Here is a 26,941-nt window from a genome sequence, read left to right on the forward strand (position 1 = left end):
AGCCAGCCGGACGCATTGATGTTGCGCCGTAAGACTTTAGACGGTCTGCACTGAGACAGCCTGGGGGCCGCGATCGCCGGCTTCTTCTTCGAAGCTAACGCGATCGTTCTCGTTGAGGCTGCGGAAGCCGCCCTTGTCGGCGATGGCCGAGAAGTGAACAAACAGGTCCTTGCTGCCGTTATCCGGAGTGATGAACCCGAATCCCTTTTCGGCGTTGAACCATTTCACGATGCCTTGAGCCATGCGATTACTCTCCTGAGTATCTAATTGCGGGGTCGACGTTCGACCCTGGGTCTGCGGAGGTACGCGAAATCAAAGCAACTGGCAAAAGTCACGGAGATAGGTATGTGTCCGCCGCGGAAAATCTTCGCGAGCGTGTCACTAAGAAAATCAACCAGTTTCACCATATCAGAGGCTGAGCCCGATAGCGAGGCCAGCAGTAATCCGGTGCCGCAGAACATGAATTGGCAACCGGATTCCGAATGCCGGTGTGGGGGCCGAACCACCCAAACTGCTTGATGCCGAACAGAGTTCGCCGCTCGGCTGATCGCCGAGACTTGAGCCGAACCGGAAGAAGCGACTCAGATGAGCCCGAGGCCGCACCGGCACTGCACCCTTCCTGTCCAGTGAAACCCGTGAAGTGCCCCGAATCGGCTACTAACGGCCAACTTCCGAGCCCGGCCAGGGGAGCGAGACTAAGTTTCATGACGGTCTCAATTGAGCAAAGGTACTGCGCCTTACTGGCGGCGCGAGGGCCAATGACACCCGTTTGGATCTAGTGTTGGCTGCTATGGCCGGACTTGGTAATTACATGAAACGCTGGCGCGCAGCGCTTCATGTAATCGTGTCGGCGTTGATGCTTGCCGTCCTCGGACTCCCCGGCGCGCCCGTAGCTCACGCGGCTGCGGCGGCGGCCACGTTGTCGGTGACATCGACGTGGCAGACCGGTTTCATCGCGAGTTTCACCATCACCAACTTGAGCACGGTGCCGCTCACCGATTGGAGGCTTGATTTCGACTTGCCGATGGGGGAGTCCGTCCGGCACACGTGGAGTAGCACCCTTGCGCAATCTGGCACGCACTATGTTCTCGGCCCCGCGAATTGGAACCGCACCATCGCACCAGGAGGTTCGGCCACCGGTGGGCTACGCGGCGTACTGAGCGGTTCTTACACGCCACCATTGAATTGTGTGCTCAACGGGCAGTATCCCTGCAGCTAGAACGTCGGCAGAGCGGCGGGTTACCGCCCGGTGAGCAACAGCGCGGCATCGACACTCTTGCTGGAGCGATTCCGGCGAGGGGATGGTTCGGGCAAAATTCTTACGGCAAAACTGGCCAAATCTCGTCATTACGTTACTGTTTGCTTTGTCAAGGAAGATCCTGCTTCTCACGGAAGGAGTTCGCATGTCGTCTGCATCAAGATTTGTGGTTTATGCCGGAATCGCCGCCTCTGCTTTGGGGTTGTCTGGCATTGGAATGCCGTTGGCCTCGGCCGATGATCCCGGCATAGATGCATCCAACTGCTCTGCGGCGGACCTGCTGGGAGTGGTGTCCGGGGTTGCGGCCGTCGAATCGGTCTATCTGCACACACATCCTGACGTGAACGAGTTTTTTAACGGCTTCAAGGGCAAATCGAGAAACGAGATACGTTCGGAGATTGACGGGTACATGGCCGCGAATCCCGATGTCCGTAGCGATCTCGAAGGAATCCGCCAGCCAGTGACCGACTTCAAGGAACGTTGCGGCGTCTCAGCCAGCCCTGTCATCAATTGAGCCTGAAGAGAGGTGGCGCATTCGCCATGAGTACAGAATCTAGGTTTGGTCTGCTACTGGTACTCGCCCTCATCGGTTCCGCGGCACCTATAGGTGCTGGCCTTCTTGGCGCGACAGCTATCGCTGGGGGAGATGCGGCTTCTGTGACGTATCGTGCCGATTCCTGGGACGACGAGGCCGAGTTCCTCATCGGACACGAAGCGATGAATACGTACACGCCCGATTCGTGGCAGGTCGTGGGTGATCCCCAACTCGACACCGGTGGAAGAAATAGCAGCGGTATTGGAAAGTCTTGCAACAATCCCGGAGTTCAATGTAGGTAGCGTTCCTCAGCTGCCGGTATGAGAACTATGCGGGCTTGCGCGATATCCGTTGGTAACCCCCGGTATTCGATTCTGCCGTGTTCCTCTGGCTATCACTGCGTCGTAGGTCTGTGTGGACCTACGAAGACCGCGATCTCCCGCGCGACTTAAGTGGCTCGGTTGTAGTCTCGGCCGGGCGACAGGTTCAGCCGCATCTCGACTTACACCAGAGGAAGACGCGAGAGGGAGCTCATGAGGACGATTGCATACCGCTACACGGCAGTTGCCGGCCTGGCCGCCGCTGCGCTGATCACTGTGGGCTGCAGCAATGGCAAGAGCGTCGACACGTCGGCGCCGCCTCAGGTCGAGTTGATCGCCACCACCTCGTCTGCAGCGCCGGCGCAGCCCACCCAGGTCAAGCTGATCGGGGACAGGGACGTCGAGGTGACGCTGACTGGCCCGATCGCTGCCAAGTATTCGTCGGCAACCGAGGATCAGAAGCAGGCTCTCGGCAAGGCCTTAACGGGCGACCGCAATGCGGGCACCCGGGAGAGCGGCGCGGTGTTCCAGCAGTTCCAGGGCGGCGCGATCATCGCCAAGAACAACCAGGCAGGCACGCCCGCGTACATCGTCGTGGGCAAGATTCGGGACGCCTGGAATATCCAACGCGGCCCGGACGGCACACCGTCGATCACCGGCGATAACGGCTCGGCGGGGCCGCTGGGCCTGCCCACCAGTGACGAGAACGCCGATGGTGATCTGCTCGTGTCGACGTTCGAGCACGGCAAGATCGAATATGACGAGAAGACCGGCCAGGTCGAGGTCACGGTCAACGACAAGGTCGTACCTTCGGGGCTGTAGAAGGCGATGATGATTCGTGCCGAGGATGAGGCACGACCAATTCCATTCTGAGCCAGTCACGTTCAATCAGCCGGGCACTCGATCTGCCCGTCGTATCGGTCGGGTTGGACGAAGCCCCGTCCCATTTCGGGAGCGCGGCTCTGTGTTCGCCGCTGACGTCCCGGTCTCCAGCGCGCGCACCCGCGAGCTGCTCAGTGGGAACCCGAGTCAGTACATGCTGATCGAAGACCTCGAACACGGTGACTACTTCGCCGTCGCGGAAGCCCGCTAAGCCGAGAGACCCGTGAACACCGAAAAGAGGTCCTGGTAGCGAGCTCCCATCACCCGGACGAGCACATCGAGGACCTTGGCATCGGGTCCGACGAGCACGCGGGGCTTCTTCTCACGCACGGCGGTGAGGATGATGCGCGCGGCGGCCTCTGGGCTGGTGTTCGCCAGGTACTTGTCGAACACAGCGGCCGCCGCCTGCACATCGATACCCTCGGCGGCGGTGGCGTTTCGGGCGATTGCGGTCTTGATGCCGCCGGGGTGCACGCAGGTGACGGCGACGGGCTTCTTGGCGGCGATCATTTCCTGGCGCAGGGACTCGGTGAAGCCGCGCACCGCGAACTTGGCGGCGTTGTAGGCGCTTTGGCCGGGCAGGGACAGGAGGCCGAACAGGCTGGAGACATTGATGACGTGGCCGTCGCCGGAGGCGATCAGGTGGGGCAGGAATGCCTTGGTGCCGTTGACAACACCCCAAAAGTTGACATCGATGATGCGCTCGATGTCTTTGAACGGGCTCGCCGCGACGTCGCCCGCATAGGCGATGCCGGCGTTGTTGAATATCTGGTTAACCTTGCCGAACTGTTCCTTGATCGAGTCGGCGTACAGCAGGAAGGCTTCGCGCTCAACGACATTGAGGCAGTCCGCACGGACCTCGGTGCCGAAGGCCGCGACCAGGCGTTCGGTCACGGCCAGTCCCTCGGTGTCTACGTCGCTGATGGCAACCTTGGCGCCGGAGCGGGCCAGCTCGATCGCCACAGCGCGCCCGATGCCCGATCCTGCGCCGGTGACTACGGCCACCTTGCCGCCAAAACCTTCCATGCCTTGCCTCATTACAGTGCTGGCGCCGGTCCTAGTGCCGCAACTTTCGCAATATCTCGCGGGTTTTGGCCTTGCGGAGGTAGGCGAAATGAGCCTTGACCGCGGGGAGGCCGAGATTGGGGTTCACGACATAGGCAACCATGCTGATATTGCGGCTGAGGTTCAGGAGGCGCCTGAAGACGAACAGTCGGGCCTTGCGGGCGATGCCGTCCTGTGCCCCGTGCTCCCGGTAGTACGTCGTCTCGTCACCGCCGAAGCTGTCCGCCGGAGCGGCTGTGTAGTAGAAGAGCGCCAGCGATTGTCGCCATGAGCCTTCGGCGACTGGGAGAGGGAATCCGTGCACCGACTGGTCATCGGTGCGAAAGATGAGGGCCCTGCCCCAAACGGGAACGACCGTCTGAACGGCCCGGCCCTCCGCGTCGTAGAGCGATAGGCAACCTCCGTCATTCAGTGACCAGCTGTCATTCAGATAGACGATAACGTTGATGCGGCGGTAGAGGTTTAGCGCGCGAAGATAGTGGAAGTCGGTGTGGGGAGTCAGGACTCCACCCGAGCCGCTGAGGTGAATGCCACCCCCAAACAGATAGGGATCGGGGAGTAGCTGCCGGATGCCCGTGACCTTTTCGAGCACGCTCAGGAAGCGCGGTTCGTTGAGTTCTCTGATGACAGTTTTGAACGGTTCCGGGATGAGGTCGATTTCCGCGCAGAACCGTTTGTTCCGAATGTATCCGTCGTCCCATTGGTTCCACCAGGGCCAGGAGATGCCGGGAAAGTCATCGGCGGACTCCGAGGGCAGGCGTAGGAAGTCGTCGACCACCAGGTGCGGAAATGGCTCAGCCGTTTGGAATTGGCGGTGCAGATCTGGCGCGTTGCGCTCGAGTTTTTCGACTCTGACAACGGTATCTGTCTCGAGGACTGTTCCGTTCTCACCCACATAACTATCGAAGGATTCTGCTGACTCGTAGGCAGTTTCATTTTCGATGTGCATCAGATGTCTGCCTCTCGCGCTAGGCCATGCGGAGCCTCGATAGCCGACCGCATCGGTCCACACGATGTAGCGGCAGCCTGGTACCGCGCCATGGTTTCGGCCTCAACCAAAACGACGTTCTGTGAGATGTTCCGGCCGGCGAGAGCGGCGCGATACGCGTGGGCTGACCACGTCGTTCCCGGGTGGAAGTATCTAGGCAGTAGGGCCTCCTCATGATGACATGTCACCGACGGCTAGTCGCAGATCGACGAGATACGACAGGGGAGTGGCGCTGATTGCCCGATGGGGGCTGTGCGCCACTACTTTGATGCCCTACCATCCGAACCCATGACAACGCCGCAACGTGTTCACATCACTCACGAGTTCAAGTCCGACCCGCAGACCGTGTTCAACAAGCTCGCCGAGCACGAGAACCTCGGCCCGGTCTTTGGCGCCAATGTCACCCGCGTCAGCGACGGCACTAGCACTCGTAACGGCGCCGGCTCGGTCCGCCGCCTCAAGGTTGGTCCCCTTCCGGCGTTCGAGGAAACCACCACAACGGCCCAACCGAACACGCTCATCGAGTACAAGATCACCAAAGGCAGTCCACTACGCGGCCACTGGGGCCGCCAGGAGCTCACGCCGACTGCGAGCGGCGGCACCACGCTCGACTACACGATCGGGTTCGACTCAGCGATCCCCGGGCTCGCCGTCTTGGTTGGCAAAGTGCTCACGTCCACGATCGCCAAGGGGCTCCCGAAACTCGCCGACTGACCACGCGTAGACCAGGCCCGTGCCCTTGGAAAGGCAGAGGAACCGGAATTACGATCCGATTGTGCGACAGGGTGTTTGATGGCCCACGGCGATGCATCCGATCGCAGTTGCGGGATGGTTGTGATGGCCGTGTTCATGAGGCGATGCTGTTCAGCGTGGTCAGATCGGCGACTTCCGGAACCGGATAAGCCGAAACCAGGACAAGGGCCTGGACACGGGCAGAATGGCCTACCGGCGGCGAAATCGCTCAGGACCGGCCACATCAATGCTTAGACGCGTACTCAACCTTGGTGACGATCCACCGGTTCTTCTGGTACTCGAGAGTGGTGGCCCAGGTTCCGTGCGTGGTCTGCTGTGCAGGGTTTCTAGGTGTTGTTACCGACCAGGCGATCTGTGACTCAACGCGGGCGTTGGTACCGGAGCACTCGACCTGCTTGCTGGTCAGCTCGGCGATATGCGAGACGTATCGATCTGCGCCCGGAATCGTGCTGACGGAGCGGAATGCCTGTTCGGACTGTGTGTAAACCTCAGGGGATAGACGCTCCTTGAGCGCGGGCAGGTTCTGATCTGCGAGACCGGTGAACTCGAAGCTCAGGTGGGCAACCTCCTCGGCGGCGGCGACCGTAGTGTCGCAGTGGTTCGAGGCGCGTCGGATCGCGAAGTAGGCGGTGGTGCCCCCCGCGATCACTAGTACTGCGACAGCTGCGACTACCGCCCATCGCATCCGGTGGTTCCCGGACGCCGCGGCTGAAGGCGTGGGTGCCGGCAAGGTCGGGGCAGCGTTCTCCGATTCAGCAGGCTGGCCAGACTGTATGCCCGGCACTGCGGGTCCACCGGCAGCCAGCGGTGCAGCGAGTTCTGCTACCAGCGTGCGCAGCTGGCCATCGTCGTCGAGATCGATCTGCTGCTTGAAGGCCTGGTCGGCCACTGCCATCACCTGGTCGCGGCTGATGGCTTGCCCCGTCAGCGCGGTGATCCGCTGGGAAAGCTCAGCGAGCCGGTCGTGCACAGTCATGCTCGCTACCCTAACCACTCCTTCACCGTCCCTGCGTCCACCGGGATCCATTTGAAGGGGTAACCTGTGGCGACACAATGCTTGCCGATCCGGCGCACGACCAAAAACATTGCGTTACAGGGCGTTAAGTAATTATCTGGTGTAACCGGCCCGTTTTGTAACTAGCGTGGATGTCGCCCTTGTTATCGCCCGCGCTGTGCTGCAATGGAGCAGTGACGACTTAGGAGAGTCTGCTGGCCCGGACTCCGCCGATAGCCCAGATCAACCAGCCGATCGCACATTCGTCAGCTCCCAGCCGGGGCTGTCCGTTTCGGATTAGTTAGCCACTGCGACATGGGATTTGGCTATCTTTTCATGGACACTTGAGCGTCGATTCGTCCGGATAATGTTGGCCATTCCGTACACTGCACCTTTGACCGGCTAATTTCCGCCATCTCGGGCACCCGCTGCCGGTTGATATCCCCATCCGCACAAGCGAATTGGGCTGTATTGGTGCACCGATCGGGAGGCCTAGTGCCGCCGGGGTACGGGTCTCTACGCGCACCTTTCTGCCGAACTTCGGATAGATTGCCCGTCTGTGGGTGACAACAAGCGGCGGATGCTGAACGGCGAGCTCTACCGGGACAACGATCCCGAGCTCGTCGCCGAACGTAAGCACTGTCAACAACTGCTGGACCGGTACAACGCGGCAGGCGCCGCGGACGACTTGGTCAGGGACGAAATTCTTGCGGAGCTGTTGGGATCGCTCGGCGATGGGTCATGGATCATGCCCCGATTCCAATGCGACTACGGCTACCAAATCACCGTCGGCACAAACTCATTCCTCAACTATGACGCGATCTTGCTGGACTGCGCACGGATCACGATCGGCAACGATGTTTCAATCGGGCCGCGGGCACAGCTCCTCACTGCCTTGCATCCCATCGATGACCATCAGGCGCGGCGAGATAGATGGGAGTCAGCTGCTCCCATCACAATCGAAGACAACGTCTGGCTCGGGGGCGGAGTCATTGTCTGCGCGGGAGTAACAATTGGGCACAACAGCGTGATCGGGGCTGGCAGCGTCGTCACCCGCGATATCGCCCCCTGCACCCTTGCCGTCGGGAACCCCTGCCGCCCGATCCGGGCCCTGAACGTGCCTTGACCTACGGCCCAACGCGGTCGCAGGGGCGGACGGCCGGTCGGGGGGAGTGTGTCGGTATTTTCGCGCGTTCGAAAGTCCGTAGGCGCATTAGAGATGATGTGCAGGCCAGTTCCACCAGCCAAGCCGCTTTCAGCGACTACACATCTATTTCGCGTGATCGGTCTCTCGGACAACGTTCACGAACCTCTCGATCAAAGCGTGATCCTTGACGCCGCGGGACGATTCGATGCCGCTGGAGACGTCGACGCCCCAAGCTCCGGTGGCATCCAGTGCGTCGCGGACGTTGTCCGGAGACAGTCCGCCCGCCAGGATCCACCGTCCTCGAGGACGAGATCGCTGTTGGGCCCAGTCCCATGGCGTTCCCGACCCGGCGTCGGTGCCGTCGATCAGGAGCTCGTCCTCACCGAGCTCGAGGTTGTAACCGTCGCGGACGGTACCCGCGACGACCGCGCGGATCACGTTGAGGCCGGCGTCATGCAGCCGCTGCACTTGCTCGGCGTCGACAAGATCGTGAATCTGCACGGTGCGAAGCCCAGTCATCTCGGCGATCTCGGTGATTTGATCGATTGAGTTGTCGCGAAACACACCGATCGCCCGGATGTGATCGGGGATCCGCGCAAGCAGTTCGCCTGCGAGCGCGGGGGTGACCTTGCGGACGCTCTCAGCGAAGACCAGACCGATACCGTCGACGCTCAGTCTGACCGCGAGGTCGACCGTGTCAGCATCGCGCAGACCGCAGACCTTGATGAATGGCACCGCCTGCACGCTACCAGCGCCGCCTAGCCAGCTTAAGGAGCCGGTGTCCAGCAGAATGCTGGGTGAGCGCCGAAGCAGCCACGCTAATGCAACGGCTATCGGTGTGGTGTCGAGACGGGTGGCGACTGACCGTAGTTCGTCGGACTGCAGCGGTGAGAAGCCGCCGAGCGATGACGCGGTCGCGCCTGGGCACGTTTTTCGCGATACGACTCAAACACCACCAGTACAGATGCATCGGACCCCACTCCAAGGGAAGGCAGTCGCGGGCGGGAACCAAACGATTGGCTAATTCAGGTGTTTCGTCGCGCATCACTTGTCGGGCACGTCGAGCGTGAAAGGGGTTTGATGCAACCATGACCGCGGGGAGATGGTTAGCAGGCCCGCAGGCAACCGACGGTGAGCGCTCAACAGGTGCCACGGCTTACAGCCGACCTAGGATGTTTCAATGCCTGGCAAGTCCCAATCGTCGATTCCGCTGAGTGCATGGAGGCTGCGAGGACGACTTCTGTTACCTGCTGGCGCGATTGCCGCCGCCCTTGTCGGGGCGGTGTCTATCGCAGCGCTGGTAGTGCTGGCGAGCAGCATTCCGGGATTCGTGCGCGGCGGTGAACGGATCGCTGTGCGATTGCATAATCTTCCGCCTGGGGATGAATTTGCAGAGATCAACCGCGTGACGTACTGGCCGCCTGATTGGGTTGCTGCGGTATGCCAGCAGCCGGTATACCACCTGCGGACCCCAAATGAACGATTCCCTCACGCGACCGTGAGTTCGATATGTAAGGCACGTGTTCGGCTGGATGGCGAGTCGTCCGATATCACGATCGCACGTTTCCCAGCTGAATTGCCCATGCAGGCCGATCTTTTCAATAGCAGTTACAAGTGGTATGCGTTCGCCTACGACGACGGCGGGATGGTCGTTTTCGCGACCTTCTCCGAAGTTGCGGCCGGGTACGACACCGGCTTCACCGAGTCCGTAGTGCTGCAACCATTGAAGCAATTCGGCTTCCGCATCTACTCACGCCCTGGGCCTTAACCCTTCAGTGCCAAGCGGCTCGCGCCTGGGCACGTTTTTCGCGATACGCCCGGCGGCGGAGTCGTCACCGGTCCTGGAATCGCTCCGACTTGTCTTGACGGGTACCCGCAAGTTTGCGCTCTTCTGTTGTAGCGGCGCATTTCCTCATCGCTCCCGTCTGCGCAAGTCACTTGGCGCGGGCGCAGGACGGCACGCGGTTGAAAGTCACGAACCACTGGCGTGCCCGGAACGAATGGACGAGCGCCCGGTGAAAGTGGTGGCGACGGCCAACCCGGTCGGCTCAAGATAAGCGTGGCCCGGTATGGGCGCCGAGCGTGCTGCTGAGCCCGGACGTGGGCAGTCTTGCCCCGCGCGCGTCGAGCTCGCAGGCGGGGCGACCATTCCGGCCCCGACCCCGACGATGATCACATCAGCATCCGTGACGCTAGCGCCATCGACTAGCAACTCGGGCTCAGACGTTCACTCCAATGGCTCGGGCGTGAAGGTGACGTCGACCCCGCTTACGGTCATCGTCACCTGACCTTCGATCACCATCACCTGCGCCGAGACCCGTCGATCGACAGCCTCTGCCAGTTGCTGTACCGCTGCATTCGGTATCTGCATTACCGACAGGTTCGATAGCCCCGCCACTTTGGGGCCGACGGTGCGCCACCAGGTGGCCACGCCGGCGGCGAATGGGAAGAGCAGCACCTGGTCGGCCTGGCTGGCCGCCTTGCCCAATGCGCGTTCATCGGGCTGGCCGACGTTGACCCACTCCAGGATCCGGCCGGTGTAGTCGGCGAGCCGCAAGTCCGGTACACCAGGAGTGGACAGGCCTGGCCCGAACGCCAACTCGCCGTCGACGTCGCTGAGTCGGTGTGCACGAAGCCCAAAAGCCAACAAACGCACCACCATCCGCTCATCGGTCTCGCTGGGATGACGGGCCACGGTCAGTGCGTGATCGGCGTAGTAACCGTGATCGACATCGGAGACGCCAAGTTCGACTTTGAAAACTGTTGCAGAAAGGGCCACGTCATAGTGTCCACCCAAGTGGTGCCCCCCGAGCAGTCAGGTCGCATTCAGTGGTCACGACGCCTAGCCAGACGCCAGTTCGAGTCGCCACCCAGGCACGCAACCATGCAGCAACAGTGGGGTACGTCGATGGCGCGGGCGCTGATCGCCTACGAAGATGCGGTACTCAGCTTGGTGGATGCGCACGATGGGAGAGTGGCGCATTCCTCCCGGTACGAACGTGCGGAATTCATCAGAAGCGGCAGGGGAGAGCGGCCCTCCTAGACCTACCCGCAACCCACTACTGCAGGGTCGCGTAGATTCTTCGAGAACAATCCGAGCACCTAACGCAGCATTCAACGAAGGCCATCATGTCCGAGGATCAGAACACAGACGTTCCACCGAATCACCTCTCCATCGATCCGCGTAGCGCTTTCTATAGCGAAGAGGTGCTTCGCCGCGACGTGGGTATTCGCTTTAATGGTGTCGAGAAAACCAATGTTCACGAATACAACGTGGCCGAGGGTTGGGTGCGTGTTGAAGTCCCCACCGCGAAGGATCGCCGCGGAAATCCGATGGTCGTCAAGCTCAGTGGCACGGTTGAACCTTTTTTCCGCTGAGCAAAAATGCGGACGCCCCTGGATTTGTGGCGCGGCTGTCAACCGGCCCCGGCGGTCGGCCCGTGACTCGAGCGGCAGCGAGCAAGTTACAACTAATACCTGCGATTCAGTTGAGTTGCGACGGGCGAGAAACGCCGTCAACCGTCCGGCGCGCGGGGGTGGGCGTTTCGCGGCGAAATCAATATGCAGTACTTTAACTGACATAATGTGTCTTATCGGCGTTAGATATACGCTGGGCCGACGACGGACAGGCGTCTATCTGCACCTTTCCGCACAACGCCCTCTCGGCTGCCCCCCTGCATCGCCACCCATTGACTGAGTGCACGCGCGACACATCGAACTAACAAACACTCGTATGCGCGTAGTCGCCAGGTCTAACCGCGCCAGTAGCTAAAATCTATTGGGCGCAAGCATGTTTCGCGGATCTGACGCTCCTTCCGGCCATCCAGCCCAACACCCTCAAAACGTCACTGTGACGATATGGTCAGTTCGGGGAATTTCCAACCCGCCCCGTCGACGACACAACACAACCGCTCGGGAGCCGCTCGACGGTCAACAGAGGCATCAATATATGACTTTCGCGAAACCAATCATCTTCGATAATCCGCGGCGGCGAGTCCGCCGCCGACAGCACTCTGCCGTGCTTAGTGAACACCTGAAGGAGTTACCTGGGCAGCCTGGGTGTGATGACCCAAGTTGCGCGATCGCATAAAGCGGCATGAAGTGGCGCTACCCCACCACCCCAGCCCTCCCCTCTCTTCTCGACTATTACGTCACTGTGACGAATAGGCCTCGAATGACCTTGCTCTGCAACATCTTTCGTTACCAAAGTCTGAACGACACACCCAGGAGTCTCGGCCACGGACTACAGCACATGACACACGATCTGAGCTACTGACTCTGCGACTGGCCGACTGGTGTCGATGGGATGCGCCGTGTCGGACGTGTTCACAGTCGCGCCTAAGGCTGCGGCGACGTCAGAAGTGGCGTCCGAGAGTGTAGGCCCGCGGTGAGCAATTCTGTTCTGGGCAGCAGAAAGCGGGAGGCGGCATTCGAATTCATATATCAAAGTATGTGTTTCGCGGGCGATACAGCGAGTCTGCTCTTGCTGATGAGGGTCACGCCATGTTCCATCGAGGATCACTGACTGGCCCTGCGTCAGGAATTCTCGCGCACGCTGCACCACGGTCTCGTACACCGTTGCGACATTCTGTGCGGAGTACAACCCACTGTCGAGGGTGCCAGAATCGCCGACTATGGCACCTTGCTCGTGCAGCTGTTGGCGCACTGTATCGGTCGAGATTACCTGCGCTCCTGTCTTTTCCGCCAATGCAGTAGCGAGCGTTGTTTTTCCGGTACCCGGCCCACCGCCGATTCGGATCATCCGAACCGCGCCCGCCCGAAGGCGCTGACGCGCCAATTCAAGGTGCGCGACTGCCGCTGTCGCCGACGCCGGATGCCCCTGCGTGAATCGGATGCAGTCCACCTTCGCCCGCACCACGGCACGGTACGCAATGTAGAAATGCCACAACGATTGTGGAGTATCGATTCGGGCCGAACGCGCGTACTGATCGATGAAGTAATCGGCCAGATCGTCGCGCCCTAGGAACGCTAGATCCATCGCCAGGAACGCTGCATCATCAACACAGTCGACGTAGCGTAGGGAATCGTCGAACTCTAAGCAGTCCAACATGACAGGCCCGGTAGATACACAGAAGATATCCTCGGTCAGCAGGTCGCCGTGGCCATCAACGATCAGACCTCTATCGATTCGCTCGGCGAAAAGCCGATGCCGACCCCTGATGAATTCATTTGACAGTGTCCTTATTTCGCGCACTACGTCATCGCTGACCACGGATCCAGCGAAGCCGGCCAGGACAGTGATGTTCTCCTCCCAGCGGGCCGCAACGGCGTCGACGGTCCCTGATTCGCTGATCGCGGCGCCGCGTTCGGCTTCGGAGTGAAAGTGCGCCAGCGCCTCAGCGATAGCGACAAGATTCGGCTCGACGTCTGCCCCGGTTCTCACCATCGTGGCCAGTCGCGCGGAGTCCGGGTAGCGACGCATCACTATCACGGGCTCACTGGCACCGCCCGCGGGATCAGACAGGTGAGCCACACCCAGATAGCTGTCCGGCGCCAGCCTGCGATTCAGGAAAACTTCTCGATTACAGGCACTTTCGCGTAACTGCACGGTACTGAAATCCAAGAAATCGTTCGTCACCGTCTTCTTGACCTTGTAGGCTCGGTCGCCGATCAAGATTACGAACGCTGTGTGTGTTTCACGAAACTGCGCAGGACCGCCGTTGGACGCCAATTCATGTGAAGTACGGTACGTACCCGGCTGGATTGCGTCCACGGTTCCCATGATCGTCCGCCGATGCCCGGATATCGAGGCCTTGTGGCTCTTTCTCGATGCCCATTTCATTCGGGTGAGCAGGGACGAAAGCCTCTTTCGCCAACGCGGCGTCGCGCGGATAGTTCACATGACCCGCCCGACAGGGAGCAAACGATGCCGAGAACACTGTACGTCGCCGAGATCGACTGCTCCCCTGCTGTTCTGCGCCGATGAGCACCGGCGCGACGACCTCATCGGATACCGCCGCAGCATCCCTCGGTATTGCTGCGGCGAGCGCGTTGCCGGTAGAGCAAGTATTGACACAGCTAGCGGCCGGAGAGGACGGATTGACACAGGACGAAGCTCATCAGCGGATGCTCCAGCACGGGCCGAATGCTGTGTACTCACACCGGGCACGGATGGCAGCGGTGCTCTGGCGCCAGCTCCGGTCCCCCTTGCTTGGTCTGCTGGTAGCGGCGGCAACCGTATCGTTCTTCGTGGGAGAACGCACCGATGCACTGGTGATCGGCGCGATAGTTGCGCTCTCGGTCGGTCTGGGGTTCGGCAATGAGTACCGTGCGGCGAAAACTGCTGAGGCGTTGCACTCCCAGATCCACCACCGTGCGCTGGTTGTGCGTGATGGACATCAGGTTCTGGTGGATGTCACCGAGCTGGTACCCGGAGATGTGTTGGAGCTGCGGCTGGGTGACATTGTGCCTACCGATATCCGATTGTTGTCGGTCACCGAATTGGAATGCGACGAGTCGGTACTGACTGGTGAATCCTTGCCCGTCGAGAAGAATGTGGGCCAGAGCCCCGTCGGAGCGCCGCTCGCGGAGCTGTCCGGGTGCGCGTTAATGGGCACAGTGGTGCACGCTGGCAGCGGGCGCGGCGTTGTCGTGGCGACCGGCGCGCAGGCCGAGTTTGGGCGTATCGCAGCTGGATTGGATATCCACCACCCCGAAACACAATTTCAGGTTGGGCTGCGCAGCTTCTCGATGCTCTTGGTACAAGTCGCGGGCGTGTTGACCACTTTCATCTTCGTTGTCAACCTCGCGCTGCACCGACCGATTATCGACGCGTTGCTGTTCTCTCTGGCGATCGCGGTCGGGATCACTCCCCAACTGCTTCCAGCCATTGTCTCCACATGTCTGGCCGCTGGATCCCGGCGAATGTCTCAGCGCAAGGTGTTGGTGAAACGGCTTGTATGCATTGAAGATTTGGGCAACGTGAACGTCTTGTTCACCGATAAGACCGGCACCCTCACCGAGGGGCGCATCAGTTTCATGCGGGCGCTGGGCCCTGATGGCCGTCTTTCCGACGAGGCGTTGAGCTGGGGTCTGGTGTGTACCGAGGTGCACCTGGAGGGCACCACGGTGCTCGGTGGAAACGCGCTGGATGTGGCGTTGTGGGAGTCTTCTCAATCTGCTCGGCATCGAAGCGAAGTCGCCGGCTATCGAGTGCGGGCAGTGATTCCCTTCGACCACGAACGGCGGATGTCCTCTGTGCTCGTGGACGATTCAGCAGGCCGACGGACCCTGGTAACCAAAGGGGCACCGGAAACCGTTCTTGATCGATGTGCCGATGTTCCGCCGCAAGCGCGAGCGGCGCTCGCCGCGGAATTCGCCGCAGGAAATCGTGTAGTGGCCGTGGCTACCCGCTCCGCAACCACTCTGGTAACGCCCAGCCCCGATGACGAGCGCGACTTGCGATTTGCCGGATTGCTGGTCTTCCTAGACGCCCCCAAGCTAGGTGCTGCCGCGGCTCTACAACGGTTGGCACGCTTGCACATAGCAGTCAAGATCGTCACCGGGGATAGTCCGGCGGTTGCCGACAAGATCTGCCAAGACCTTGGTCTGCCCGTGACCGGCACCCTGACTGGCCCCGATCTTGACGTCCTCGATGATCAACAACTCGGCGCCGTCCTCGAGAACACCACAATCTTCGCCCGAGTAAGTCCCGAAGATAAGGCACGTATTGTGCGGGTCCAGCGCCGCAGCGGCTTCGACGTGGGGTTCCTCGGCGATGGCGTCAACGACGCACTTGCCCTGCACGCCGCCGACATCGGGATCTCCGTTGACTCGGCCAGCGATGTCGCCAAGGACGCTGCAGACGTCATCCTGCTCGAGAAGGATCTCGACGTGCTCGCCGACGGAGTGATGGAAGGCCGGCGAATCTTCGCCAACACCATCAAGTACATCCTGATGGGCACTTCCAGCAACTTCGGCAACATGTTCAGCGCTGCCGGTGCGTCGCTATTCCTGAGCTTTCTTCCTATGCTGCCCTCACAGATTCTGCTCAACAATCTGCTCTATGACGGCAGCCAACTCGCTATTCCCACCGACGAGGTGGACGCCGAGCAACTCGCTCGGCCATCTCGATGGAACATCGGTTTCATCCGCCGGTTCATGATGTATTTCGGCCCGATCAGCTCACTGTTCGACTTCGCTACTTTCGGGGTCATGCTGTGGGTGTTCCATTCTGGGCCCACACAATTCCGCACCGGCTGGTTCGTCGAGTCGCTCGCTACCCAAGCCCTGGTGATCTTCGCGATCCGCACCAGGCGGATACCATTCTTTCGTAGCACCCCCAGTATGCCGCTGGTACTTTCGGTGCTCGGCGTTGTTGTGATCGGGGCACTGCTGCCGGCGACACCTCTGGCACACAGCCTTGGCTTTCACCCGCTGCCACTCGGCTTCTTCGTCGCGCTGATCCTCATGGTCGTTTGCTACCTCATCCTCATCGAGGCGGGAAAGAAGCTCTTCTACAGCACGGCTCAGACAGCGACCCGCACACCAAAACCGCAGGATCCTCGGCACCACGTCCAACGCCGCGCGGCGCGCTTCAGCACCGCACTTTCCTAGAGTCAGCCCGTCCGCTTCACCCCGTTAATCCTCCATCGACGCCTTCGTCTGGGCGGACATCGGCATGCTCATAGCCCCACCGGAGCACCACATCATCGCCGGGTCGGGGTCGGTGAAATCGAAATAGACTATGCCCGACGCTGTTTCCCAGATCTGGCCGGAAGGGGTGTACCCCCAAAGCGCCGCCGTGGACTTCTTTACGTCGAAGATGGTCCACTCTTGTACGCCGCCACCGACTCATGTGCCTGGCCTTTTTCTGAGTTTCGGATGAGGGTGGTAGCCAAAATTTCAGAGACGTAGGTCGTGCCCGCTGATCATGACGGTGCAGGTTGTGCCGGGACACCCTACGGTCGGTATCTGATCGATAAGCTCAGCGACACCCTGCCTGCGGTGCCGCCCTACGACAAGCAAATGCACTGAATCATGTTCGTGCGCAAGATAATCAGTAATCTTTCTCGGCAAGATGATGACATCGAGGGATGTACCGGCGTATTTGTGACGCCATGGCTCCAGGAGTTTATCCAGACGTGCTCGCAAGAGGTCTGTGTCGGCCCCGAACGTACTGCCCCCCTGCCCTGACCGGCAAGCAATGATCTGGACGGCCGCGCCCCGCAATGTCGCGGCATGCAAACCCTGTGCCAGCTCATCCTCAAAATCACGTAAGTCCTCGAATTCGATGAGAACACTTCCCTGCCTGCCGGCGTAGCGGCTTCCTCGAACGACCACAACAGGACAATGGGCATGCCGCGATAGTGCGGCCGCTGTCGACGCCGCCCGGTGATCTGATGCGCGGTCGCGACTCAGCGCGCCGACGCATATCAACGCCGCAGAATGCGACTGCCCGATCAGAACTTCCCGAGCTCGGCCCTGAAGGATCTCAACCTCGAGCTTCACGGGCTTATCGCAGGATTGCACGGCGAGTACTGCCCCCTGGGTGGCAATCTCTGCTGTCGCCACGTCGTGGGCAGAGTAGAGATCGTCGTCTGACTGCTGTCGAGGCTCGATGGCATAAATGAGGCGCAATGGGATATCCCGATCAACGGCTTCATCAACTGCCCACAATGCGGCCGCGATAGCGCGATGCGATCCGTCGATACCGACAACCACAGCGGATGCCGGTTTGTCATCCTTGGGATCGGCCGCGCCCCGGCCATCTTTGTGTGCGCCTGTATGGTCTCGCATCACATTCTCCCTTCGATGAGAGCGGCCGATTCGAAATACACTGCCGCACAGCACTGATCCTCGCGGGTCCACGAGGCAGGGGTAAGTGCCGAGAGTCGGTTCCTGCAGAGCCGAAAGTCCGCGATGACAACCTCATACCGCGTGACCAATGGCAGCCCGATAGGGACTGCCGACTCCATCGCGCCATGGGTACGGACTCCTAGCCTGCATTAAGGATCCAGGTGAAAGGAACGCGAGCATGTACGAGATCACCAAGAAGACAGGTGTCGTCGCGGGCAGCCACGGCCGCGGCGGGTTCGCCGGTATGTCGCTTGGGTCCGTGAGCCGAAGTGTCGTGCAGGGATCGCACGCGCCGGTGATTGTGGCCCGGGCCGTCTAGGGTAGTTGGAGGTCGCCATGGACATGTTGATTCTCGAGCTCTATCGATACTTGGCTTCCCGGGTCTGCACGCGTAATCCTAATATCCTTCTATCAGAACGGATCACGGCGCTCGCCGAGTTGAGTCTGACCATCCTCGCGGAATTGGCGTTAGCCGCGATAGTTGCGATACGTACTGGCCGGCAACACAATCAGTGAAGGGAATCGCGATCCTAGAAGCCGCGAACTTAGTATGTACTGCCTTGCTGGACAGAAGAGTTCAGAATTGCTTAGGTGAGCTGTGACTGACGAAAAGGCTGCACATTCTGCCGAGCCACATCAGGTCGGGACCGGCCGCAGACTGAACTGGCTACGCGCGGGGGTCTTGGGCGCCAACGACGGCATCGTGTCGACCGCGGGCATGGTGGTCGGTGTCGCGGCGGCCACCATTGAGCGGGCACCGATCTTCACCGCGGGACTAGCCGGTGTGGCCGCCGGCGCAGTCTCCATGGCGCTGGGTGAGTACGTTTCGGTGAGCACACAGCGCGACACCGAACGAGCCCTTCTGGGCAAGGAGCGGCAGGAACTCAAGGACCTGCCCGCCGAAGAACTCGCCGAACTCACCTCGATATACGAATCAAAGGGCCTGTCGCCAACAACCGCCCGGCACGTGGCAGTTGAGCTCACCAGCCATGATGCCTTCGCTGCGCATGCTGACGCTGAGTTGGGAATCAACCCCCACGAATTGGCCAACCCGTGGCATGCTGCCCTCTCGTCGGCCATCTCGTTCTTGACCGGCGCCATCTTGCCCATGGTGGCGATCCTCCTGCCGCCGGCGGCATGGAGAATCCCCGTGACCGCAGTTGCCGTGTGCCTGGCTCTGATTGCGACTGGGTGGATCAGCGCGACCATCGGCCAGGCCAGTCGAACCCGCGCCATCCTGCGCGTCACGATTGGCGGACTTGCTGCCATGGCGGTCACCTACCTGATCGGCACCCTCGTCGGTCACGCCATATCGTGAGGCCGAGTCTGTCTACCGTGCGTTGAAAGCATCGAGGGCGGTCGGCAGTGTCACGAAGATCCGGTCCTCCCCTATTGTGGTCAGCAACCCTGCCGCCGCCAGCGCGTCACGCAGGTCCTGTTTGACTCGTGCCATCACGAAGACAATCCCCATGTTCTCCAGGTCTTCCCGGAGTCGATCAAGTGCGTCGAGCGCGGTCAGATCCACGTCGACATTCGCCTCCGCGCTGAGAATGAACCATTCGACCGGCTCGGGCCCCGCGGCAACGGCTGCCATCGCGCGCTGGCGGAAATCCTCGGCGTTGGCGAAACACAAAGGCGCGTCGTATCGATAGACCACGAGGCCGGGTATCGCATGCGCGCCGGGGTAATCATCAAGGTCATGCATTCCGGGCACTCCCGGTACAAAGCCCAGCACACTGTCGTGCGGGTGTGCGACACGGCGGAGCAGATCTAGAATCGACAAAGCCACGGCTGTAAGGATTCCGTACAGCACCCCGACCCCGAGCACGGCGAATGTTGTTGCCAGGGCGATAATGAACTCGCTGCGACGAAAGCGGGCGAACCTACGGTACTCGGGAACATCAATCAGCTTGATGGCGGCATACACCACGAGTGCCCCCAGGGCGGCGCGGGGAAACTGCGCCAAGGTGCCGTGCGCGAAGATCAGCACGATCAGGACCAGTGCGAGTGTGGTCAAGGAATGTAGTTGACTACGGCTTCCCACCGAGTCTCCGAGCGCGGTCCGGCTACCACTGGAGCTGACCGGAAAACCTTGTGTAAGTCCGGATCCCAGGTTGCACAGCCCCAGCGTACGTAGCTCCGCGTTGGCATCGATGTCTTCATTGCGGCGAACGGCGAATGCGCGTGCCGTCAAAATGTTGTCGGAGAACGCCACGATCGCGACACCTAACGCGGGCAGGACGAGGGCACCCAGGGTATCGAGGCCCAGCTGAGGTACCCCGGGGTGCGGCAGTCCTGCGGGGATGCGGCCGACGAGGTCGATGCCGGAACCGGCAGACGGCAGGACGGCCACTGCGGCCGTTGCCGTCAACACCGCGATGAGCGGCCCTGGTGCTCGCGGCGCCCATCGTGCGAGCACACCGAGCAGTGCGAGCACCGATGTAGCGACGATGATTGTGGGCCAACGGATCTGCTCGACGTGATCGGAAAATGACCTGATTTGTTCGATGAACTCGTCACCAGAACTGACCGTGCCCGTAATGGTACCGATCTGACTGCCCACCATCGTGATTCCCACGCCACCCATGTAGCCGACAAGCACCGGGTGCGACAGTAGATTAGCGAGCAGACCCAGACGTGCCAGCCCTGCGATCAAACACGCCACCCCGACCAGCAACGCGAGCGCTGCCGCTAGCGCCGCATATCGGGCGGCCTCACCAAAGGCCAAGGGAGCCAATACTGCTGCGGTCATCAACGCGGTGGTCGACTCCGGCCCCACGGACAATTGCCGGGACGAACCCAGCATCGCATAGATCGCCAACGGGGCCAGCGCCGCCCACAACCCGGCCACCGGCGGCAGGCCGGCCAGCGTCGCGTATGCCATGACCTGCGGGACGAGGTATGCGGCCACCGTGATTCCGGCGAGGATATCTCCCCGCAGCCATCGTTTCTGGTACCTCTGCAGCTGTGCCAGACCCGGCGCGTAGTTCGCCCATTGCATGGTGAAGATCATGGTGCGTCGGCGGTTCTCACGCAGCTGAACGGACCTGATGACCAAGGACCCAGCTGCGACGGGCACAACTCTCCTACTCAAGGACGCCGAGCGGTGCGATGCTCTGTGGTGCCACTACCAAAAGACAGGAACGACAATGGATTCGTCGAAGGCACCTGCATTCCGGATCGTGAAAACGACTCCGATGGAACGATTCAGCTGGCTGATCATGGGTGTGATCGTGCTGGCGACGGGTGTGCTGTTCTTGATGGACAAGACAGAACGTGTCTCCACGATCGAATTGGTGCTTCTCTGGGTGCTGGTTCTCGCCGGGATCAAGATGACAATCATCGCGGCGTTCGGCCGCTACCCGTTGCCACGCTGGCTCAACTTCCTAGCTGCCAATCCGCCCAAATAGTCAGGGCAGCGGCACCGACCAGAAGACCTGGGTACCGCCGCCGGCCGCCTCCGCGATGGTCAGTTTCCCTTGCAGCGCCGCAGCCCGGGTACCGAGATTGCGCAGACCCCGGTGGTTCGCGCCCTCGGGTATGCCTATCCCGTTGTCGGTGACGTCAACGACGACATCGTCGCCGACGGCGACCAGTACCGCCAATTCCGATGCTTTCGCATGACGGACAGCATTGCTTACCGCCTCGCGCAGCACAGCTTGGGTGTGTTCGGCGATATCCGTCGGGACAACATCGAGCGGTCCGTTCATACGCACGGAGACTTGCAGCGAGGTGTCATCGGTCAGCTCGGCGACGATAGCGCGCAGGGCCGCACGCAGCGAAGGGCCGTCGGTGGCAACAGTATGCAAGTCAAAAATGGCGGTACGAATGTCTTGAATGACGTTGTGCAACTGATCGATGTGTTCGGCAAGCCGGGCAGCTACTCGCGGTGATTTAGCCGCGCGCCGGTGCGTTCCCTGCATGGCCAATCCGACAGCGAACAGCCGCTGGATGACGTGATCGTGAAGATCGCGGGCAATGCGGTCACGGTCGCCCAGCATCTGCAGTTCATTCATCGTGGTGCGGGTCTGGGCCTGTTCGAGCGCGAGTGCCGCCTGATCGGCGAAGGACGCGGCGATATCGAGCTGCCCGTCCCCGAAAGGCGCGCTGTCAGCCGGCCGGATCAGCAGGAGCACGCCAGAAGTGGAATCGCGTCCACTCAGCGGCAAGGCCATCGCCGGCCCAAATGCCACCTGCGTTCCCGCGGCGATATCGAACTCGAGCTGAGTTACGATGCGTGGCAGTCGATCTCGAAATGCCGCTCCGGAAGTCGACCCCTTCAGCGGAATACGTATTCCGCTGAGTTCTCGGCCCGAGGCGCCGGCGCATGCTGCCACGACGAGCTCGCCGGCATCATCGTCATCATCGGACTCCCGGGGCAGCGCGATCAGGGCGTAGTCAGCATCGACCAGTGCGGCCGCGCGGATGGCTATCAGCTGCAGCGCCTCGGCGGGCTCGACCCCGGCGAGCAGCTTGGATGTCACTTCGCCAGCTGCCTGCAGCCAGCGCTGTCGCTGCCGGGCCTCTTCATAGAGGCGGGCGTTCTCCACAGCTATTCCGGCCGCACCGGCCAGCGCCCGCACGACTACCTCGTCATCGGCAGTGAATTCCTCGCCATTGCGTTTCTCGGTGAGGTACAGGCGCCCGAATACCTCGTTGCGCAATTGCACAGGCACGCCCAGAAAAGTGCGCATGGGTGGATGATTGGGCGGAAAACCGATGGATGACGGATGGTGCATGATCTCGCTGAGCCGCAGCGGTTTGGCGTCGTCAATGACCACACCGAGGACACCGTGGCCGGTGGGCAGCGGCCCGATGAGTTCCCGGGTGGCATCGTCGATGCCCTCGTAGATGAACTGGGTAAGCATGCCGTCCTGGCCCAGGACCCCGAGAGCTCCGTATTGGGCATCCACGAGCCCCATGGCGACTCTGACAATCTGGCGGAGTGTGACATCCAGTTCCAGCCCCGCGCTGACCGCCATCACGGCATCCAAAAGCGCATCGACCCGGACCCTGGTCTCAGTGATGATGCGCTCAATACGGCCCTGGACCTCCGCCAGCAGCTCGCTGAGCTGGATATGCGCAAGTTCCTTGGACACCGACTCGTCGGCACCCAACCGATCGGTCACCTATTGAGTATGCCGCAACCAGTCGATATTGGCTGGTCAAAGGCCAAGTCTTAACGCTCCGAGTATCGCTCTCCGGTAGCGCTTCGGTCGCCGGCGAGTTTGGTTACGAGCACCGCGGCCTGTGTACGACGTTCCAGTCCGAGCTTGGCCAGCAACCTCGATACGTAGTTTTTCACCGTCTTCTCCGACAGGAACATCTCCCCCGCGATCTGCCGATTGGTGAGGCCTTGCCCTATCAGCTCCAGCAGAATCTGTTCCTGTGGCGTCAACGAGGCAACGGGCGAGGATTGAGTCGCCACACGCAGTCGATCCATAAGGGCCGTTGCCGACCGGTTATCCAGCAAGGACCGTCCAGAGCCGACCGTCCGTATCGCGGACACCAGATCCATACCCTTGATGTCTTTGATGACGTATCCCCCGGCCCCGGCCAGGATCGCATCCAGCATGGCTTGCTCGTCAGTGAAAGACGTCAGCATCAGACAGTTCAGGGCAGGACACCGCGAACGTAGGTCCCGGCAGAGTTCGATCCCGTTGCCGTCTGGCAGCCGTATGTCGAGTACCGCGATATCGGGATTGAGGGCGGGGATGCGGGCCATCGCTTCAGCAACCGAACCGGCCTGCCCTATGACGACAAGGTCCTCTTCGTCGTCGATGAGATCGGCCACCCCGTACCGCACGATTTCGTGGTCATCGACCAGGAACACGGTGATCATCGCGTCTCGTCCTCTCCCCATCGCCAATCCCGCACCTCCGGCAGGTCTTCACCGTGGGCACGTATCCACGCGTTGTGGCGTTCATGCATGCGGAGCATCTCGTCCCTCAGCCCTTGGGCGTCAGCGCATTCCAACAGGCCCGGTGTGCGCTCCACTACATCGATCACCAGCTGGAATCGGTCCATCTTGTTCAGCACCAGCATGTCGAAGGGTGTGGTGGTGGTGCCCTCCTCCAGGTAGCCGCGAACATGCAGGTTCGCATGACCTGCCCGACGGTAGGTAAGCCGGTGGATGAGCGCCGGGTATCCATGGAAGGCGAAGATCACAGGACGGTCCGCGGTGAACAGCGTGTCGTAATCGACATCGGACATGCCATGCGGGTGCTCGCTATCGGGTTGCAGACGAAACAGATCAACAACGTTGACTACCCGGGTCTTCAACTGCGGCAGATGCGTTCGCAGTATCGACACGGCGGCCAGTACCTCGATGGTGGGCACGTCACCGGCACAGGCAAGAACAACGTCCGGAACGGCTCCGGCGTCACTGCTAGCCCATTCGAAGATATCGGCACCACGTGCGCAATGCAGTGCTGCCTGTTCAGGATTGAGCCATACCGGCGTGTAGTTCTTGCCGGCGACGATGACATTGATGTAGTCGCGGCTGGCCAGGCAATGCGCCGCAACCGACAGCAGAGTGTTGGCATCCGGCGGTAGGTAGATGCGCGCAACCTCCGCGCGTTTGTTCGCAATATTGTCGATGAAACCTGGATCCTGGTGGGAGAAGCCGTTATGGTCCTGACGCCACACATGAGACGTCAGTAGATAATTCAGTGACGCGACGGGGCGGCGCCACGGTAGTTGCCTGCTGATCTTGAGCCATTTAGCGTGCTGGTTCACCATCGAATCCACGATGTGGGCGAACGCCTCGTAGCAGGAGAACAGGCCATGGCGGCCTGTCAGCAAGTAACCCTCCAGCCAGCCCTGGCACAGGTGTTCGGACAAGACCTCCATAACGCGACCATCTCGCGCCAGGTGCTGATCGCCGGGCAGAATCGTTGCGCTCCACTGTTTGTCCGTGACGTCATAGACGTCTCCGAGTTTGTTCGACTCGGTTTCGTCCGGCCCGAAGAGTCGGAAGTTCCTTCGGTCGGCGTTGCGGACCAACAATTCTCGAAGATAGCGGCCCAGCACCCGGGTCGGTGATGCGTCCACTGCACCCGGCTGGCCGGTCACCACACCGAAGGTTCCCGGAGCCGGCAGCGACAGTGGCGTGAGGAGCGTGCCACCGTTGGCATGGGGGTTAGACCCCATGCGTCGTTGCCCGGAGGGAATGAGCCGCGTTACCAGCTCATTCGGCGCTCCTGTTTCGTCGAAGAGCTCTTCGGGGTGGTAGGACCGCAGCCAGTGGGCAAGTTGGGCCCGATGTGTTGGGTTCTCGCGCACATTGGCGATGGGTACCTGGTGCGATCGCCATGTGCCCTCGACCTGATGTCCGTCGACCACCGCTGGGCCCGTCCACCCTTTCGGACTGCGCAGAACGATCATGGGCCAGAAGGCACGATGTAAAATCGGTACCTGGCAACGGGACAACGTCTGAAAGTCGCGGATCTCCATGATCGCCCGGTCCAGTGCAGCGGCCATCTGTTGGTGCATATCTGCGGGTTCATGGCCCGTGACGTAGATGGGTGTGTAGCCGTATCCCCGTAGCAGGCTCTCAAGCTCTTCATCGGTAATTCTCGATAGCACAGTGGGGTTGGCGATCTTGTAGCCGTTGAGATGAAGGATCGGTAGGACCGCACCGTCGGTCGCGGCGCTGAGGAATTTGTTGGCGTGCCAGCTGGCGGCCAGTGGCCCGGTCTCGGCCTCGCCATCGCCGATCACGCAGACTGCGACCAGATCCGGGTTGTCCAACACAGCGCCATAGGCATGGGCCAGGCTGTACCCCAGTTCGCCGCCCTCATGGATAGATCCGGGGACCTGCGGCGCTACATGACTAGGCACGCCCCCGGGAAATGAGAACTCCTGGAATAGCTTCCGCATACCCTGTCCGTCACGCGGGACATCGGGACGAATATCGCTATAACTGCCCTCTAGCCACGTATTCGCGAACAGCGCGGGCCCGCCATGCCCAGGCCCGGTGACGTAGATCGCGTTGACATCGTGAGCGATGATGGCCCGATTCATGTGGGCGTAGATGAAATTCAGTCCCGGTGAGGTTCCCCAGTGCCCCAGCAGACGGGGCTTGATGTGCTCGGCCCGCAGAGGTGCCGTCAGCAGCGGATTTTCCATGAGATAGATCTGACCGGCGGTGAGATAGTTCGCGGCCCGCCACTGCGCATCTACTGCCGCAAGCTGATCGGCAGGTAAGGCGCGCGGCTGATGGCGCGCGGTGCCTGGCGTTGCCATACTCATCGCTTCTCGTCTCCTGCATGTGAGCGAGCGACCAACACCGGGCAGGGAGCTTGGTGAATCAGGGCGTGACTAGTCGAGCCGAGAAAGAAGCCTGCGACATCGCCGCGTCCACGGCTGCCGACCACGAGCAGCTGTGCGTGCTGGGCCCAGTGCAGCAGGATGTCCGCGGGATTGCCCATCGCGACTACCCGGCGCACGGTGACGTCGGGATATTTTTCCTGCCAGCCCGCCAGCCTCTCGGCGAGTATCTCAGTCTGCTGCTGCTCGGCGATATCCCAATCCATCATGTTCCAGGCGGTGTACGCGTACACATAGCTCGGTGGCACTTCGCCCCCGGCATTCACGGCCACCAACTCGGCGCCGCGCATGGAGGCTTCCTCGAAGGCCCACGCGATTGCTTCCTCGCTTGAGGGAGATCCACTGACGCCGAGGATAACCGGGCCCGCTGGCGGAGCTCCCGACTCGCGAACGACTACCACGGGGCCGTGCCCCTTCGCGGTCAATGAGACCGACACCGACCCGGCCATCATCCCGGTGAAGCCGCCAAGCCCGCTAGATCCGACCACGGTAATGAATGCATCCTTGGACAGCTCGACAAGTGTGGGCACGGGTTGAGCGTTTACCTTGGCGGTAGCCACTTCTAGATGGGGATGCAGGGCGAAGACGTGGTCCTTGGCCCGAGCAAGGAACTCCACGCCGTCGTTATCCATATGGTCGTAGAAGCTTGTCGACGCCGACAGGTTGAAGCCGTAACCGAAGCTGCCGTAATCGACAGCATGCACGAGCCGAAGGGGCAGATTGTGCCGTTCTGCCTCGGCCCCAGCCCATGTCAGTGCATGCAGAGAGGACGCAGATCCGTCGATGCCCACCAAAATGTATGGACGTGGTGTGGTGTTCATGGTGTCCTCCGAGTTGGTCGGTACCAGT

Annotated in this window: 24 protein-coding genes and 1 pseudogene; 12 read left to right on the plus strand and 13 right to left on the minus strand. The window is 61.1% G+C overall.

What is annotated here, in order from left to right:
- Positions 1-36: 36 nt before the first annotated feature.
- Positions 37-243, minus strand: coding sequence for a cold-shock protein (locus DSM43276_RS11350; protein WP_078295515.1), 207 nt, complete (start codon positions 241-243; stop codon positions 37-39).
- A 547-nt stretch (positions 244-790) separates the two neighbouring features.
- On the opposite strand from DSM43276_RS11350, the gene DSM43276_RS11355 reads away from it, so the two are divergent.
- From DSM43276_RS11355 to DSM43276_RS23940, 4 genes are all read left to right on the plus strand, one after another.
- Positions 791-1,219 (plus strand): cellulose-binding domain-containing protein, encoded by a 429-nt coding sequence (locus tag DSM43276_RS11355; protein WP_078331564.1) that lies wholly within the window; start codon positions 791-793, stop codon positions 1,217-1,219.
- Between the two features lie 184 nt (positions 1,220-1,403).
- Positions 1,404-1,772, plus strand: a complete 369-nt coding sequence (locus DSM43276_RS11360; protein WP_078331563.1) for a heme-binding protein — start codon at positions 1,404-1,406, stop codon at positions 1,770-1,772.
- A 554-nt stretch (positions 1,773-2,326) separates the two neighbouring features.
- On the plus strand, positions 2,327-2,935 hold the full coding sequence (locus tag DSM43276_RS11370; RefSeq protein WP_078331561.1) for an LGFP repeat-containing protein: 609 nt from the start codon (positions 2,327-2,329) through the stop codon (positions 2,933-2,935).
- 142 nt (positions 2,936-3,077) lie between these two features.
- Positions 3,078-3,206 carry a hypothetical protein gene (locus DSM43276_RS23940; protein WP_268807895.1) on the plus strand — a complete coding sequence of 43 codons (129 nt, stop codon included), beginning with the start codon at positions 3,078-3,080 and terminating at the stop codon, positions 3,204-3,206.
- Here the strand turns inward: DSM43276_RS23940 and DSM43276_RS11380 are convergent.
- Positions 3,203-4,021: an SDR family NAD(P)-dependent oxidoreductase gene (locus DSM43276_RS11380; RefSeq protein ID WP_078331560.1), complete on the minus strand. Its 819-nt coding sequence runs from the start codon at positions 4,019-4,021 to the stop codon at positions 3,203-3,205. The two genes, DSM43276_RS23940 and DSM43276_RS11380, sit on opposite strands and share 4 nt — an antisense overlap.
- Positions 4,022-4,052: 31 nt before the next feature.
- Entirely contained in the window at positions 4,053-4,955 is a 903-nt protein-coding gene (locus DSM43276_RS11385; protein WP_157896067.1) for a 2OG-Fe(II) oxygenase, read from the minus strand.
- 381 nt (positions 4,956-5,336) lie between these two features.
- On the opposite strand from DSM43276_RS11385, the gene DSM43276_RS11390 reads away from it, so the two are divergent.
- Positions 5,337-5,762: an SRPBCC family protein gene (locus tag DSM43276_RS11390; RefSeq protein WP_078331558.1), complete on the plus strand. Its 426-nt coding sequence runs from the start codon at positions 5,337-5,339 to the stop codon at positions 5,760-5,762.
- A 262-nt stretch (positions 5,763-6,024) separates the two neighbouring features.
- Here the strand turns inward: DSM43276_RS11390 and DSM43276_RS11395 are convergent, their stop codons facing one another.
- On the minus strand, positions 6,025-6,777 hold the full coding sequence (locus tag DSM43276_RS11395; RefSeq protein WP_078331557.1) for a hypothetical protein: 753 nt from the start codon (positions 6,775-6,777) through the stop codon (positions 6,025-6,027).
- A 577-nt stretch (positions 6,778-7,354) separates the two neighbouring features.
- Here DSM43276_RS11395 and DSM43276_RS11400 point away from each other — a divergent pair.
- A complete protein-coding gene (locus tag DSM43276_RS11400; protein ID WP_078331556.1) occupies positions 7,355-7,921 on the plus strand; it encodes a sugar O-acetyltransferase in 567 nt (188 codons plus the stop codon).
- A 144-nt stretch (positions 7,922-8,065) separates the two neighbouring features.
- Here DSM43276_RS11400 and DSM43276_RS11405 read toward each other — a convergent pair whose 3' ends face one another.
- Positions 8,066-8,677, minus strand: coding sequence for a phosphoribosylanthranilate isomerase (locus tag DSM43276_RS11405; protein ID WP_078331575.1), 612 nt, complete (start codon positions 8,675-8,677; stop codon positions 8,066-8,068).
- 847 nt (positions 8,678-9,524) lie between these two features.
- Between DSM43276_RS11405 and DSM43276_RS23690 the strand changes: the two genes are divergently transcribed.
- Positions 9,525-9,710, plus strand: coding sequence for a hypothetical protein (locus tag DSM43276_RS23690; protein WP_136629050.1), 186 nt, complete (start codon positions 9,525-9,527; stop codon positions 9,708-9,710).
- Positions 9,711-10,169: 459 nt separating this feature from the next.
- Here the strand turns inward: DSM43276_RS23690 and DSM43276_RS11415 are convergent, their stop codons facing one another.
- On the minus strand, positions 10,170-10,721 hold the full coding sequence (locus DSM43276_RS11415; protein ID WP_078331554.1) for a YaeQ family protein: 552 nt from the start codon (positions 10,719-10,721) through the stop codon (positions 10,170-10,172).
- Between the two features lie 350 nt (positions 10,722-11,071).
- Between DSM43276_RS11415 and DSM43276_RS11425 the strand changes: the two genes are divergently transcribed.
- Complete coding sequence (locus DSM43276_RS11425) at positions 11,072-11,320, plus strand: DUF3297 family protein (RefSeq protein ID WP_005058085.1); 249 nt, start codon at positions 11,072-11,074, stop codon at positions 11,318-11,320.
- Between the two features lie 865 nt (positions 11,321-12,185).
- Here DSM43276_RS11425 and DSM43276_RS11430 read toward each other — a convergent pair.
- On the minus strand, positions 12,186-13,676 hold the full coding sequence (locus DSM43276_RS11430) for a bifunctional aminoglycoside phosphotransferase/ATP-binding protein (protein ID WP_234879377.1): 1,491 nt from the start codon (positions 13,674-13,676) through the stop codon (positions 12,186-12,188).
- A gap of 209 nt (positions 13,677-13,885) precedes the next feature.
- On the opposite strand from DSM43276_RS11430, the gene mgtA reads away from it, so the two are divergent.
- Positions 13,886-16,519, plus strand: a complete 2,634-nt coding sequence (mgtA, locus tag DSM43276_RS11435) for a magnesium-translocating P-type ATPase (RefSeq protein ID WP_078331553.1) — start codon at positions 13,886-13,888, stop codon at positions 16,517-16,519.
- 288 nt (positions 16,520-16,807) lie between these two features.
- Here the strand turns inward: mgtA and DSM43276_RS11440 are convergent, their stop codons facing one another.
- Entirely contained in the window at positions 16,808-17,626 is an 819-nt protein-coding gene (locus tag DSM43276_RS11440) for a universal stress protein (RefSeq protein WP_234803131.1), read from the minus strand.
- Between the two features lie 340 nt (positions 17,627-17,966).
- Between DSM43276_RS11440 and DSM43276_RS11445 the strand changes: the two are divergent.
- Positions 17,967-18,080: pseudogene (locus DSM43276_RS11445) on the plus strand (universal stress protein); the annotation flags it as partial.
- 339 nt (positions 18,081-18,419) lie between these two features.
- On the plus strand, positions 18,420-19,079 hold the full coding sequence (locus DSM43276_RS11450) for a VIT1/CCC1 transporter family protein (protein WP_412458703.1): 660 nt from the start codon (positions 18,420-18,422) through the stop codon (positions 19,077-19,079).
- Between the two features lie 12 nt (positions 19,080-19,091).
- On the opposite strand, the gene DSM43276_RS11455 is transcribed toward DSM43276_RS11450, so the two are convergent.
- Positions 19,092-20,774 (minus strand): SulP family inorganic anion transporter, encoded by a 1,683-nt coding sequence (locus tag DSM43276_RS11455; protein WP_078331574.1) that lies wholly within the window; start codon positions 20,772-20,774, stop codon positions 19,092-19,094.
- Positions 20,775-20,910: 136 nt separating this feature from the next.
- Between DSM43276_RS11455 and DSM43276_RS11460 the strand changes: the two genes are divergently transcribed.
- Complete coding sequence (locus DSM43276_RS11460; RefSeq protein ID WP_078331548.1) at positions 20,911-21,171, plus strand: hypothetical protein; 261 nt, start codon at positions 20,911-20,913, stop codon at positions 21,169-21,171.
- Here DSM43276_RS11460 and DSM43276_RS11465 read toward each other — a convergent pair whose 3' ends face one another.
- Genes DSM43276_RS11465 through DSM43276_RS11480 form a run of 4 tightly spaced genes read right to left on the minus strand, consistent with a single transcriptional unit; the run spans position 21,172 to position 26,913 of the window.
- Entirely contained in the window at positions 21,172-22,890 is a 1,719-nt protein-coding gene (locus DSM43276_RS11465) for a sensor histidine kinase (protein ID WP_078331547.1), read from the minus strand.
- 50 nt (positions 22,891-22,940) lie between these two features.
- Positions 22,941-23,603 (minus strand): response regulator, encoded by a 663-nt coding sequence (locus DSM43276_RS11470; RefSeq protein WP_078331546.1) that lies wholly within the window; start codon positions 23,601-23,603, stop codon positions 22,941-22,943.
- Entirely contained in the window at positions 23,600-26,014 is a 2,415-nt protein-coding gene (locus DSM43276_RS11475) for a phosphoketolase family protein (RefSeq protein ID WP_078331545.1), read from the minus strand. Before DSM43276_RS11475 ends, DSM43276_RS11470 begins: the two co-directional genes overlap by 4 nt.
- Positions 26,011-26,913 (minus strand): universal stress protein, encoded by a 903-nt coding sequence (locus tag DSM43276_RS11480; RefSeq protein ID WP_078331544.1) that lies wholly within the window; start codon positions 26,911-26,913, stop codon positions 26,011-26,013. Before DSM43276_RS11480 ends, DSM43276_RS11475 begins: the two co-directional genes overlap by 4 nt.
- Positions 26,914-26,941: the final 28 nt, after the last annotated feature.

This window comes from Mycobacteroides salmoniphilum, assembly GCF_004924335.1.
GTDB classification, from domain to species: domain Bacteria; phylum Actinomycetota; class Actinomycetes; order Mycobacteriales; family Mycobacteriaceae; genus Mycobacterium; species Mycobacterium salmoniphilum.

Excerpts from the sequence above, each read along its gene's own strand:
- DSM43276_RS11390 (WP_078331558.1), top strand. The coding sequence starts at position 5,337 with ATGACAACGCCGCAACGTGTTCACATCACTCACGAGTTCAAGTCCGAC.
- DSM43276_RS11395 (WP_078331557.1), bottom strand. The coding sequence starts at position 6,777 with ATGACTGTGCACGACCGGCTCGCTGAGCTTTCCCAGCGGATCACCGCG.
- DSM43276_RS11480 (WP_078331544.1), bottom strand. The coding sequence starts at position 26,913 with ATGAACACCACACCACGTCCATACATTTTGGTGGGCATCGACGGATCT.
- mgtA (WP_078331553.1), top strand. The coding sequence starts at position 13,886 with ATGAGCACCGGCGCGACGACCTCATCGGATACCGCCGCAGCATCCCTC.
- DSM43276_RS11355 (WP_078331564.1), top strand. The coding sequence starts at position 791 with ATGGCCGGACTTGGTAATTACATGAAACGCTGGCGCGCAGCGCTTCAT.
- DSM43276_RS11475 (WP_078331545.1), bottom strand. The coding sequence starts at position 26,014 with ATGAGTATGGCAACGCCAGGCACCGCGCGCCATCAGCCGCGCGCCTTA.
- DSM43276_RS11350 (WP_078295515.1), bottom strand. The coding sequence starts at position 243 with ATGGCTCAAGGCATCGTGAAATGGTTCAACGCCGAAAAGGGATTCGGG.
- DSM43276_RS11470 (WP_078331546.1), bottom strand. The coding sequence starts at position 23,603 with ATGATCACCGTGTTCCTGGTCGATGACCACGAAATCGTGCGGTACGGG.
- DSM43276_RS23690 (WP_136629050.1), top strand. The coding sequence starts at position 9,525 with ATGCAGGCCGATCTTTTCAATAGCAGTTACAAGTGGTATGCGTTCGCC.
- DSM43276_RS11455 (WP_078331574.1), bottom strand. The coding sequence starts at position 20,774 with ATGATCTTCACCATGCAATGGGCGAACTACGCGCCGGGTCTGGCACAG.
- DSM43276_RS11360 (WP_078331563.1), top strand. The coding sequence starts at position 1,404 with ATGTCGTCTGCATCAAGATTTGTGGTTTATGCCGGAATCGCCGCCTCT.
- DSM43276_RS11380 (WP_078331560.1), bottom strand. The coding sequence starts at position 4,021 with ATGGAAGGTTTTGGCGGCAAGGTGGCCGTAGTCACCGGCGCAGGATCG.
- DSM43276_RS11425 (WP_005058085.1), top strand. The coding sequence starts at position 11,072 with ATGTCCGAGGATCAGAACACAGACGTTCCACCGAATCACCTCTCCATC.
- DSM43276_RS11370 (WP_078331561.1), top strand. The coding sequence starts at position 2,327 with ATGAGGACGATTGCATACCGCTACACGGCAGTTGCCGGCCTGGCCGCC.
- DSM43276_RS11460 (WP_078331548.1), top strand. The coding sequence starts at position 20,911 with ATGGATTCGTCGAAGGCACCTGCATTCCGGATCGTGAAAACGACTCCG.